This window comes from Corynebacterium sp. CNCTC7651, from assembly GCF_021496665.1.
Lineage (GTDB): Bacteria > Actinomycetota > Actinomycetes > Mycobacteriales > Mycobacteriaceae > Corynebacterium.
Genome location: NZ_CP071246.1, coordinates 983,842 through 996,321, shown reverse-complemented (window position 1 = coordinate 996,321; position 12,480 = coordinate 983,842). Strand labels below are relative to the sequence as shown.

Sequence of the window (12,480 nt, the reverse complement as noted above, 5' to 3'; positions counted from 1 at the left end):
GTTAGTTGTGCTCCTTGCTTGTCAGGGCGGAGAGGGTGAATTGGTCTGCACCAGCGAGATAGGCGCCGCGTGTATCGCGCGCAAGTGGGGCAGCTGGTATCGGGGCCGAGGTATCTGGGGTGTAACTGCTCGGCCGAGACTCGGTGTCTTTGCGTACGGCCGCCATCATGTTTTTGACCGCGGTGTAGGTCGCTGCCCGGCGGTTTGCGCTGGTGTCGACGAGACGCTGGCATGCGGCTTCGAGGACGGGTTTATTGTGTTTTCCCAGGTTGAGCACGTTCCGGCACGATTGGTACGCCTGGGCCGCAATGGGCTTAGCTGCAATCATCTCTTCAATTACAGCTTGGGTTGCAGGCCCCACTTTGGCGGCTTCGCGCACGAAGTATGGAGTTGACCACAGCCCGACTGCGGTGTCTAGGTGTGCGGGTAGATGATCTGGGTCAGTGACGTAGACCCCTCGGCGGGAATCGATGCGGTGGGCGGCAATGCGCTCACCGTCGACGAAAACGGTCAGCGTCTGGCCAGTGATACGGGCATCAACCCGACGGCCCACGTACTGATGCGGTACCGAATATCGCACCGTGTTGATGGTGATATGGCTATCTGGGGCAACCTTCGCGCTCTTCCATTCGGTTGCCTCCCACGCTGTGTCTGGCAGCGCACCGAGCAGGTCGCGCTCATAGGTGTCGAACAGCTCCCGGCGGCTGGGCGCTTGCCGGCGAAACGGGGTCGCTGCGTTAATCGCGTCAACCCTGGCCAAGATCACCTTGTTGAGCTCGTCGATATCCACGCATTGGTGGCCGTCAAGGAAGTGAATGACCTTTTGGGTCACGATCTTCACCGCGGCTTCTACATTCGCCTTATCCTTGGGCCGTTTGACCCGCGCGGGCAAAGCTGCGGTGTTGTAGTGCTCAAGAAACTGGGCGTATGTCGAATTGACCTGCCTGTTTCTATCCGCGGCGCTGATCGCGTTCGAAGCCGTCGACGCGTTATCGGGCACGATGACCTCAGCAACACCGCCGAAGTACTCAAACGCCATCTGATGGGCCATCAACCAGCATTCTTGGCGCTCATTGCGGCAGGCATACGCGAAAATCATCCCCGAATACGGCAATGAAGCCACAAACACGCTGACTTTTGGACCATGTCCGAGGACTGGGTCGAACAAGCGCATTTTCGAGCCCGCCCAGTCCACCTGCATCGTATGCGCCGGGGCGTGGGTAATCCGAGCGCTTAGCCCAGCTTCGTTGACGTGTTGTGCGACAAGCTGACGAAAACGCTCGTAGCTGTAATGCCGCTGACCAACCTCGGCAGGAGTATCGGTATAGCGTGCCCACAGCACCTGCAACGTCGCCTTGCCGCGGCCAGTGCGTGCAGAGACAACAGCATCGAAGTCGATCGGGACGAAATCGCCCTGACCAGTGCTGCGCCCGTCAACGAACAACAGCTCTAACTCGCTATCAGCTAGGGCATTTACTTGCTCAACCGTAGTGAGATTGAGGTCTTTGACCACCGTGTTCGCCCGTGCAATAGCCCGGTGGGAGCATCCGAGCGCGCTTTCAATCTGGCGGTACGACCGCTGCTGCACAAGCAGCGTCATCACCGCACGGTAATCCGTCACAACGGACTCCTTTCTGGATTCTGCGCACCACGATTAGTGCGCTACCAGAAAGCAAACCCCCGCTACCGGATCCCCACCACCGCGCTACCGGAAAATCACCATGCTGCTACCAAATCCGCCCGCGCAACATATAGCCTTCTCACGGGTATACGAAGGGGCGAGAATGGAAGACCCCATTCACGCCGAACTCAGTCAGCATGAATGGGGTCTTCTAGTCAGCCGACTCCGTCAGGAGCCGACTTCTTCGGCTAAACCCGCTGGCGGATGGTTCCGCCGGGGTTCTCGTCGCCCCAACGCTTCGTTACGAAGCGACCCGTCGTTGCAGAGCGGGTTACGGTGCGGGCGTTGCTGGTTCCCTTCCCGACTCGTTCGGTAGTGGTCTTGTTAGGCCACCGGCCCCTAGCCGCGTTGGAAACGAACTTGCCGGTCTTTGCAGACCGATTAACACTGCGTCGAGCCATTCTCGACAACCTCCTATGGAGTCTGACGAGAGTGAGCGCGTTTCGTGCTTGAAACGCTGTTGACTCAGTTAGACTCGGTGTATCACGTCCAAGTGGTGACCGAGACTAACCTCTCGTCGGAACGGGGTCGAGCGCCAACTCGGCCCCGTTAATCAGTCTTAGGCGGCAAGCGTACGAATTTCCCCTTTTTGCTGGTAGTAGCGCGTTTTTGAGCGAGTTTCTTTGCCATTTCTGCGGTCTGCTCATTCGACACCCTCGACCGCATTTGGCGTACCTCTTGGGTGCCAAATGACGAGCGCCCCAACGCCTCTTTGTAACGGCTAGTCATGCCACGCCTCCTTCGTTCCTATGCTTTCTGGCTTTCCCTCGCGCCCTTTCCAACGTTTTGTTCACATTGCGAGGAAGCATTCCGAGTCTGCCCGCAATGTCCTTCGCAGAAAGCCCTTCGGCATGCAAACGCACGACTTCCAACTCTCTCTCCGAAAGCAACCCGGTCACGAGGCGCAGTTCGTCGTCGCGTTCAAATTGCGTCTCCAACGGCATTTCGCGTGAAGGCAGGTTGTGCAATTCATCTTCTTCAACCTCTTGTATGTAGCGTGCAGTCCTCTTGAGCTCTTTGGCACGTTGTTTCAGCACCCGGCACGCCTCCATCAAGCACCTGCCGACGAAGAAGGTCTTCAAACTCGCTCCGCCAGTCGGTGACCACTTTCCTCCAACAAGCGCGTCTTCCCGAAACCCGAGGACGGATTCCACTACGATGTCTTGGGCAATTTCTTCTGCCTCTTCTGGGGTGAGGAGGTCTAAACGGACGTCCTCGTCCTTGGGGACGAATTTCAACTTCTCACGGCATTTGGAAAGCAGTTCTTTCGTCAGAATCCACTTCTTGATACATGCGAACCCGTACCCCATGAGCTCGATTTCAAAATCGTCGTAGTCCCTGCCTTGAAAGCCTTGTTCCCGCAGAACTTCATAGAGCTCGCGGTCACCCGCAAGGCGATCTGATTCCCCGCTCGGCTTTGTGGACTCCGTCCACGCGACGGTGGTCTTACGCTTACGCCGCCCTTCGTTGCGAAACCTGCCTAAGTCGCTCACGAGCCTCCCTCATGTTCTAGGAGGAGAGTTTAGCTTCTGGGTACCCCCTCTGGCTAGGTAGTTTCGTGACTCGTCTGAGCACGTCGCCAGTCAACCTAATCGCGTGCGGGGCATCATTTCTTGGGTAAAGCGCTCGTCCTTGGACGGGACAGGATCACCGTGCCGCTGTCTACTCGCCAGCCGGCACAAACCACCGTCGCGTCTGACACACCACTGCCGGCAGTCCCTCCTTCCGGCAGTTCTCCGCAATCTTCCGGGCGAGCGGGAGCTTGTTTGTGCGGCCGAGAAACTCGGTCCCACACTCTGCCCACACCTCGTAGGTCTGCTTCCCGAAACGAGGGTCAATGAGTTCGCGCGGTTCGTCCTCGTACACACCGGTGTCGGCTACGAGCGTGTCGTTCTCCATATGCGTTTCTGCGACAAGCCGCGAGCGTTCCCACTGCGACAAGTCCCGCGGGTCAGCGTCGGCTTCCAGGGTTACAAGACCGGTGGCGCGGTCGCAGTTCTTCACCAACGCGGTCAAGAAGTTCTTCGCTTCGGCCACGTCGAACTCGACGTGCTCGCCGTCGGAACCGAGCAGGCGCACGGTCTCGGCGTTGCGGCCGAGGAACACGTTCATGTGGGACAGTTCGTCGCGGTCGAGGAAGTCGAGGTGGAGAAGGACCGACTCGGGACGCCGCCGTTTCGGAACCGGTGCGGAAAGGAACTCTATGTCTGATTCGTCAAAGTGGTGGTGTCTCATACCCCAGGAGCCTGCCTAGGGCCCTGGGTGGCAAACAACCACAGGGGTACGAGGTTCGGTAGATGCTAGGATGTCTCTTTGAGAAGCGGGTCGTTGTCGGTTTCGATCCTGTCCCACCGCGCGAGGTACACCGCAGCCTTCTCACCGCGGGCTAACCGTTCTGTGTCTGATCTGATGTAGGTGGTCCAGTTCGGCTGTCTCGCCGAGCGCTGCGGCCGCCGACCAGTGGACGGACAGGAGGTTGAAGTTCTCGTCTCGGACTTCGATCCGAAACCCCGTTGCGGGGTACGGGGCGGTTCCACCTGGTGTCAATGTGCAAAAACTGTCGGGTGCTGCTTCGGTGGCCCAAGAGTTGTCGTGGTGTGAGGTCATGCTTTGAGCATGTCGTCGTAGCCACGTTGTCGCCAGGTCGGGGGTAATTGGTTTTCAAAGACACGGAAGTCTAAATCGTCACCCTTATTGCGAGAGTCGCTGAAAATTTCTCTCACTTGGATATCAGTCAAGCCCTCGCCTTATCGACGCTAGTTTCGACTTAAACTCAGGCGACCCAGCATCAATCAAACGATGCTGCATCTGCTTGTTACGGTCGTTTTGGAGGGCTATCCGGCGTCGTTTTTCCTCCCTGTAATCAGAGAAAGAACCATGATGTAGGAGTGAGCTCGGGTAACACTTTGTATTGCGGTCAAGGTCATTCGTCCAAATCACGCTGTTCGACACGATGTTTTGCTGGCCGGTGAAAAGCGTGTTGGCTAGGTCAACGGACCACTCGAACTGCACCTCATTTGCAAAATGGTACTTTCCGAGCCGCGACAGTAACGCACAGGTCCAATCCGCAAGTTGGATTGTCCCGTAGAGGTAGCTATCTGCCTGGATAGGGACTTCAATGATCTGCTGCGTTTCGGGGTGGCCAGAATAGATTGTACGGCCAGCGGTTGACACTGCACGCTCTCGGTTATCCGTCTCAGTGGCGTCCATAATGACGAGCATTTGTTCTTGCTGGTCGTTGGCGAATGCTCCAAGCCTCTTAAGCGATTGGATCAAACAATGTTCCTCACGCTCCTGTGACTTTTCCCTGGTGACACTGACAGGACCGATTGGCTTTTCTTGCCCAAAGAAGAACACTTTACCGTTCAGCTGAAAAAGCCGTCGATAAATCCTTCCAAGCGCAGGGGTTATCTCAGACCCAAACTTGTCCATATTCCTGGTTGTGAGGAGTGCGGAACCCTTCTTTTCCCACCTACGGGGATGGCACCCAGATTGCTCAATCTCCCAAGCAAGCAATTTTTCCTTGATGTGCTCGAAGTAGCCTCCTAACTCACGAACCTTGTCAGATTCGATAACGTAGCCGCCATAGCCAAAAAGGGGGTGCGTGTTGTACTTCTCGTGGTCTTTGTCCACGTAGGGACCTTGGTGACCAAACTCGTCAAGATAGGCAATTAACATGTTCGTTTTAATGGGCGCGGCGGCAACCATGGAGGTTGCCGCCGGAATTAGCGCGGTACGTGTGTCTCAACGCCGCCACTGATATTTAGTGTACTGGATTAACTCCCAATAACAAGCCATTCGGCATTGGCAATCCCAAGTCTTTCGCGATCCACCAGGAAAGTTAAAGCGGCTCACGTCCCGGGATTCGACTTCCGCTTCAAGTCTTCCCACGACTCGGAGGAGCGAATGTCTGATTCGTAGGCAATGACGTAGCCCCAGTTCTGGCCGACGAAGTCCTCTTCGCCGAGCAGTTCCCGGACGAGCACCCGGGCCGCGGCTCGTTTCGCTTGAACCGTTTCGTCGTCCCGTCCCTTGTCGGACTTGCCCTCGATGATCCACATGGTTCCGGCAACATCTTGGGCGACGAAGTCAGGGTGGTAGGTGTCACGAGTGGTGTACATGATCGACGCGTGGTCAGAGACGTACAGCCGCTTCCACCACACGATGTCCGAGGTGTAGTTCAGTAGCAGCGCGAGCAGGTACTCACCGCCCCATGAGTCGAAACTCGCTGCGGGGAACAGTCCGCGATTCCAACCGTCGTAGAACTCGCGTGGCTTGAACTTCGCCTGCTGATCTTTGGAGAGTTGCTGGAGCACCTCTTTGCCAAACGGCAGGGTCACGACCTCGTCAATCGGTAGTTCCACCGGAACGATAGACGTTTCAGTTTGCAGACTACTGGCGTGCTGGCGCGCCTTCTCATTTACAAGTGCAACGAGTTCGTCAACAGCGGACTGCTTCGCCTTCTCCGTCCAGCGGTCGATACCGGCGTTCGCCATAAACGTCGGAAGGACGTACCGGGCAAGTGTGATCGCGTTCTTCTTGTCCTGGGTGACAACTCCGAGACCAAACACACGGCGGGTCAATTCTTTGATGACAACGTCTTCCACCACGGGAGCCGACTCGACCTCCGCGTCAGTGCTTCGTCTCGTGTCGAGCTTGTCTTTGCGGACCACGATTTCTTCACGGATGAGCGCCTCTTTGGAGTCCGAGACACGCTTCGCAGCCCGGATGATGTCCTCGTCGTCAATGTGGCTCAGGAGGAACGGCGACGTCGCTTTCGCCATGACCGTGGACGGAAACAGGAACGTTTTTCCCGCGAACTTGTGGTTAACCGTGATTACCGTCGCAGGAATGGGATTCTGGTTCTGGATGGTTTCGTCGTCGCCGACCCTGCGGAACTTCACTCCACCGTTTTCGCCTCCGGTGACCTGTGTCGTCTCCCCAGCGATAGAAGCGCCCGCTCGCCCAGCATTAGCTTCGTAACCGCCGGCCTGGACACCCGGCCCCGCCGTCGAACCGGTACCCGGGGTGGTTTGGTTCTCTCCGTGGCCGGGCACTCCGGGTTGAGGTTGGACCTGCCGCTCTCCTTGAAGAAAACTCTCCTTCACGTCCATTCCCGAGATTGCGCCTTGAGCGGCGTCTCCAAGACCGAATGACCGCAGCACGTCCTCGTCTTTGAGCAGGGACTTGAACGACTTGTGGCTCAAGATGTCCAACTGGTCAAGCTCAGCAATGCCAGTCCTCACCCCGTACGGCAACCGGAGGCCGCAACCCATTGTCTGCTGGGTGAGAATGTCCGAAGACATAGCGCGAAGGGCGCACATGACCGCAACTCGCTTGGTGTCCCAACCCTCTTTGAGACGGTCGACGGAGACGATAGCCCGCACCGTCGAGGCAGGGCTGTCGAGTTCGTCTAGGCGCCTGAGAGTGACAGCGTCGTTGTGCTTGTTGTCGAACTGGAGTACTGCCTCTGGGTCATCGAAATACCCCGGGCCTTGAAGCAGTTTTGTCACCTCGCCCGCGTGGGCCACGTTTTCGCAGATCACGAAAAGCAGTGGTCTTGTGCGTTTCGCTTCGCGTGCTTCACCTGGGAAGTTGGCCGCTCCGTAGGCCTCGTACGCCGCTTCCTTGTTGCGCAGCAGAGACACCGCGTCGAGAAGCTGGCGCTCTTCTGCGGAGTCCTTCGGGTAACCGTTCTCGCGGTAGACCAGCATCGGAGATTTCACGTAGCCGTCTTCAATAGCCTGGTAGAGCGGGTAGTGGAAGATGACATGGTCCGTATCGGATGCCGAAGCGGTCAGACCAATCGTGGCAGCGGGGCGTAAGTCTTTCAGCGCTTTGTTAAACGCTTTAGCCGAGGTGCCAAACAAGTGGGACTCGTCCGCGATCACAACAAGGTCATCTAGGCCGACTAGGTGATCGTAAAGTGATCCGGTTTCTTCCTGGTGGTCACGAATTTTTCGGCGCATGCCCTCGTCAGTGCCAGCTGCCGCATCGGCCTTCTTTGGCTCAATCAACTGCGAGACGTTGAACACAAAAACCATAGGTCCGTCGGCCGTGTCGCGGAACAGTTCCGACTGACCCGCCCGCCAAGCACCATAGTTACCTGGGGAGACGACTTGAGGGGCGGCCGAGAACCCGCCCACGTAGCGTCGCGAGCCTTGGGTGAAATTTTGCACAGTCTTGTTCTCCAGGACCGTCGAAGGCGGGACGACCACCATCACATTCGTGAGGCCGAACCGTGCCAAGTACTCGATGAGCGCGGCCATCAGGTACGTCTTGCCCGCTCCGGTGGCCATGTGCATGACCATCGGCTCTTGTGGATCGAAGTCGCCGGTGAGGTTAAAAATGAGCTGACGCAGCGCTCGCTTGTTCGGGTCACGCAGGTCGAACTCGGCCGCAATAGTGTCGATAAGACCCTGGTCAAGTGCGATTGGAAGTGCCATGTCTACTTTCCCTCCTGCGTGCCCGAGTAGGTGAAGATGTCGTTCGGGATATGGACAATCTGACACGGCTTGTCCGTTGCCCTCGCGAACTGCTTGATTCCCGGTTCGAGCTCCGTTGCGGCGATCGTGACGCCTTCGCCTACATTGAGGGGGGCGAGAAGCTCTTCGGCTTTGTCCCTATCAAGTCGGCCTTCGACCACTTTGAGGAACATAGAGCCTCGTTTGCCGTCGAAATGGCGGTTGTTCGGGGTGAGCGAGAAGTTGAGGTTTGCGGCGATAGAGTTCACGAGCGTCGCACCGGTTGCCGCTTCGGTAAGCGTGACGAGGCCCAATTCGGGGACGTAGTCGAAGCACTGCGGAGCTAAGTGTGCGACCGCGAAGCCGCCACCGCCATGCCAGTTGACCACGCCTTTTAGGTTCTTGGTCTTCGTCGCAGTTTTGAGCGCCTTAACTACCGCTTCGGTTTTCAATTCGGGGTTCGCTGCGAGCACCTTGTTGAGAGCACTGTTGAACTTCTGGGCGTCTTCCGGCGAGAGCCCCTCGGGCAGACCTTCCTCGGTCGCGTCGACGCGCTCTGGCTTCTGAATGCTGATTCCGCCCTGATCTTCACCGTTGATGACTTTCTCCAGACGCGGGCGCGTAAAACGGTTGAATGTGTCCTCCACGAGTTCACAAGTGACCCAGTGTCGTCCCATTTTCTTGGCTACCGCGGCGGTAGTTCCCGAACCGGCGAACACATCGAGGACGATGTCGCCGGGATTTGTGGCGATGTGAATGACTCGTTCGAGCAGGCGTTCTGGTTTGGGGGTAGTAAATGGGTTCTGTCCGGGAAATAGAGCCTGTATTTCGTTTTTCGCTGTTTGATTGTGGCCAACGGCCTCATAAGCCCAAATGGTCTGGGGGACAGCCCCTCGAACTTCGGAGAGAAAACGTTTCGGGGCTGGCGAGTTATTGCCTTCTTTTCCCCACCAGATTCTGTTGTCAGCATCGAGCTTCCTTAGAGTCTCTAAAGAACTCCTCCAGTAGAGTCCTTGAGGAGGGCCCGGGATCACCCTGCCCGACGGAGTTGTAATTGGGTAAATTCCTTTTGAGTAGGGCTTATTTGCGGAAAAATCTCCCGGCTTCCACGGTCCCCTTGGATCATTGTCGGGATTGGTATATTTCGCATCACTTCCGGCCGACCTATGTTGTAGATCGTTGGGGCGCCACACTTGCTTGTTCTTCGCGAACACAATGATCACATCGTGTTCGATAGACAAGTATTTTGCTGAGTTCTTGGGCGAATATACTTTTTGCCAAATAACCTCCGCGACGAAGTTCCCACTACCGAATACCTCGTCCATTAGTACCCTCATTCGGTGGTTCTCCACGTCATCGAGGTGGACCCAAATTGAGCCGTCATCACTAAGAAGCTTGCGCAGGTGAACGAGACGGTCACGCATCATGGTCAACCAGACGGAGTGTTCGAGGTTGTCCTCGTAGTTGGCGAAGGTTTGCGCCGTGTTGAATGGTGGGTCAATATAAATGCACTTAACCTTGCCCAGGTATTTCTCCCGCAGTTCGGGAACGCGGCAAAGTGCCTCAAGTACGTCGCCAGATTCGCCTAGGATGAGCAAGTTCTCCTCAGTGGGCTCGATGTCAGCCCGCTCTGAGTACTGCGTTTCTCCACGTCATCGAGGTGGACCCAAATTGAGCCGTCATCACTAAGAAGCTTGCGCAGGTGAACGAGACGGTCACGCATCATGGTCAACCAGACGGAGTGTTCGAGGTTGTCCTCGTAGTTGGCGAAGGTTTGCGCCGTGTTGAATGGTGGGTCAATATAAATGCACTTAACCTTGCCCAGGTATTTCTCCCGCAGTTCGGGAACGCGGCAAAGTGCCTCAAGTACGTCGCCAGATTCGCCTAGGATGAGCAAGTTCTCCTCAGTGGGCTCGATGTCAGCCCGCTCTGAGTACTGCGTTCCTTCCTCTTTCGGCGACTGCACACCGGTAACCGCGTCATCAACCACGAGCGTGCGCGTCTCGCAGTACCGCGGGTCGTTCGGGTCAACCCACTCGTATGCGTAACGCCCCTCTTCACTGGGAATGAGCGCCTTGTCCTTGTTGAACCAGGTCAATTCAAGCAGTTGCTTCGCGCCGGCCACCGTTTCGCTGCCTCATTTCGTCTGTCGGGGCTATAGGATTATTCGCACTTTATGGTAGCCGGGGCAGCGACAGGCACCGAAGAAAATGCGGTCCGAGGCGAACATGTTTTTGGATCGCGAATTAGGCGGGCGCGTCGGCGCTCGTAACGGTGTACCGGATTATTCCTCCTAAGCGGTCAAAAACGACGTGTCGTCTCACTACGGTGCAGTGAATCACCCCCTCTATTGTCTGCTGGTGTTTGGTTCTCCCCACGACACCGCAGGCGTATGCAAGTTGAATTAGGTATCCGACGGGGCGGGGTCCGACCCCGGCCACAGGCGCACCCCGAGACCCACTTCGAGTCTGGCCACGGTCTGCAACGTCGGCCACGAATTGCCGTTAAGGATGTCAGAAACGGTAGAGGCGCAAGAGTTGTGCCCCAGGTGAGACTCGAACTCACACTGGACGGGTTTTGAATCCGTTGCCTCTGCCAATTGGGCTACTGGGGCGACGGGAGAATCCTATCGCACGCTGAGACATATAGATAAATCCGCCCGGCACATTACACTTACGCCCATGCGTATCTCTTCCCGTGCAGCCATTTCCGCCGCTACCGCAGCAGCGCTTGCCGCTGGCCTGATCGCCGCCGCTCCGATCGCGTCTGCGCAGACTCCGGCTGGGTCGGGGAACCAAACGTCGGAAAGCACGGGCTCCGTGACGGACCCCAAGCTGCAGGAGGCGTCGGCGAAGGCCTTGGGCTCCACCGATTCCTCCACTGTGGTGAAGCGCACCGGGCCTGGCGCGCCGGCGGAGGCGCTGCAGCCGCTGAGCCCGAACCCGTCCGCGGACCCGCTGTACATCGATCCGGAGAAGAACCCGCTCAAGGCGGTCAGCAGCTCGGAGCTCTTCCTGGGCTGGACGGAGGACATGGAGCCGGGCGGCGGCAAGGAGTTCGTGCAGGGTTGGGCGACCGGTTCGGCGGTTCCGGACACGGCGAACCCGGTCGAGCTGCTGAAGCAGGAAGTCCAGGGCTCCACGATGATGTCCTCCGGCCTGTTCACCGGCGATTTTGCGCAGAGCTCCCGCGGTTCCAGCCAGGCAACTTCGGTGATCCTGCCGGTTTTTCTCGGCGTGATGGTGATCGGTCAGCTCGTCGAACTGCTGATGCGCGGCCTGCGTTTCGCGCGAGGCTAGGGGCTTGTTGCTTGCCGACGAGCGTCGGCAAGCGTGCCTACTTTCGTCTATGCCCTAGTGGGTTTAATATGCAGTGCAGCGTATTTTTACCCATACTGAGAGAATTATGCATAGACGAACCACCTTCACCCGCCGTGCGGGCGTGTGCGCGAGCCTGCTTGCGGCAACGCTTCTGGCAGGCTGCGTGACCAATGAGGAAGGCGGCAACCCGGAGGGCTGGCAGCCAATCGTGCCTGGCGCAGTGCCGGAACTCGCCGCGCTCGTGCCGCCCGAGGTTGCCGCGGACGGCGCGCTGACCATTGGCACCAATCCCCCGTTCGCGCCGTTCGAGTTCAAAGACTCGCAGGGACACATCATCGGCCTCGAGATGGACCTGGGCCACGCCCTTGCTGGCGTACTGGGCTTGGAGTACCGACCGAACGAGATGGATTTCGCGATGATCCTGCCCGCGGTACAGGCGGGCAGCATCGACGCTGGCATGTCCGGCTTCACGGATAACGAGGAACGCCGGAAGTCCTTCGACTTTGTCAACTTCCTGTACGCGGGCATCCAGTGGGCGTCCCAGCCCGGCAGCGGCGTGGATCCTAAGGACCCGTGCGGGCTGATCGTTGCCGTGCAGCGCACTACTGTCTCCGAGACGGACGATGTGCGGCCGAAGAACGATGCCTGCATTGCCGCCGGCAAGGACCCGATCACCATCCTGTCCTTCGACACATCCGACAACGCGGCGCTGGCCGCCCTGGTGGGGCGTGCGGATGCGCTCAGCGCGGACTCCCCCGTCACTGCCTGGGCCGTGACGCGTTCGGAAGACAAATTGGAGCTTATCGGCGAGATGTTCGATGCCGCGCCGTACGGTTTCGCGGTGCCGAAGGATTCCGGGTTGGCTCAGGCGCTGGCGGCTGCGATGCAGCACCTGATTGATACCGGGGATTATGACCGCATTTTGGCCCAGTGGGGTGTGGAGACCGGCCACCTCACCGAGGCGCTGATCAATGAGCAGCCGTACCAGGACTTCAAGGGATAAGGGACAGGCAGT

The 12,480-nt window shown here is 57.9% G+C and carries 8 protein-coding genes, 1 tRNA gene and 2 pseudogenes; 2 read left to right on the top strand and 9 right to left on the bottom strand.

The features are described 5' to 3' along the window. Window position 1: 1 nt before the first annotated feature. From istA to JZY91_RS04780, 9 genes and pseudogenes are all read right to left on the bottom strand, one after another. On the bottom strand, window positions 2-1,621 hold the full coding sequence (istA, locus tag JZY91_RS04820; RefSeq protein ID WP_234948811.1) for an IS21 family transposase: 1,620 nt from the start codon (window positions 1,619-1,621) through the stop codon (window positions 2-4). Between the two features lie 609 nt (window positions 1,622-2,230). After that, complete coding sequence (locus JZY91_RS04815) at window positions 2,231-2,410, bottom strand: hypothetical protein (RefSeq protein ID WP_234948810.1); 180 nt, start codon at window positions 2,408-2,410, stop codon at window positions 2,231-2,233. Further along, window positions 2,407-3,174 carry an RNA polymerase sigma factor gene (locus tag JZY91_RS04810; protein ID WP_234948809.1) on the bottom strand — a complete coding sequence of 256 codons (768 nt, stop codon included), beginning with the start codon at window positions 3,172-3,174 and terminating at the stop codon, window positions 2,407-2,409. The genes JZY91_RS04815 and JZY91_RS04810 overlap by 4 nt, the downstream gene beginning before the upstream one ends. 169 nt (window positions 3,175-3,343) lie before the next feature. Further along, on the bottom strand, window positions 3,344-3,916 hold the full coding sequence (locus tag JZY91_RS04805; protein ID WP_234948808.1) for a hypothetical protein: 573 nt from the start codon (window positions 3,914-3,916) through the stop codon (window positions 3,344-3,346). 495 nt (window positions 3,917-4,411) lie between these two features. Next, complete coding sequence (locus JZY91_RS04800) at window positions 4,412-5,389, bottom strand: DUF3800 domain-containing protein (protein ID WP_234948807.1); 978 nt, start codon at window positions 5,387-5,389, stop codon at window positions 4,412-4,414. 143 nt (window positions 5,390-5,532) lie between these two features. Continuing rightward, complete coding sequence (locus JZY91_RS04795) at window positions 5,533-8,127, bottom strand: DEAD/DEAH box helicase (RefSeq protein ID WP_234948806.1); 2,595 nt, start codon at window positions 8,125-8,127, stop codon at window positions 5,533-5,535. 2 nt (window positions 8,128-8,129) lie between these two features. Further along, window positions 8,130-9,791, bottom strand: a pseudogene (locus tag JZY91_RS04790) (site-specific DNA-methyltransferase); the annotation flags it as partial. 8 nt (window positions 9,792-9,799) lie between these two features. Beyond that, window positions 9,800-10,270: pseudogene (locus JZY91_RS04785) on the bottom strand (DNA methyltransferase); the annotation flags it as partial. Window positions 10,271-10,685: 415 nt separating this feature from the next. Beyond that, window positions 10,686-10,759 (bottom strand) — tRNA-Leu (locus tag JZY91_RS04780). Window positions 10,760-10,826: 67 nt separating this feature from the next. On the opposite strand from JZY91_RS04780, the gene JZY91_RS04775 reads away from it, so the two are divergent. Both JZY91_RS04775 and JZY91_RS04770 read left to right on the top strand, forming a co-directional pair. Continuing rightward, the gene (locus JZY91_RS04775) at window positions 10,827-11,444 is read left to right on the top strand and encodes a hypothetical protein (protein ID WP_234948803.1); all 618 of its coding nucleotides are present in this window, start codon (window positions 10,827-10,829) and stop codon (window positions 11,442-11,444) included. 106 nt (window positions 11,445-11,550) lie between these two features. Next, complete coding sequence (locus JZY91_RS04770; protein WP_234948802.1) at window positions 11,551-12,468, top strand: ABC transporter substrate-binding protein; 918 nt, start codon at window positions 11,551-11,553, stop codon at window positions 12,466-12,468. Window positions 12,469-12,480: the final 12 nt, after the last annotated feature.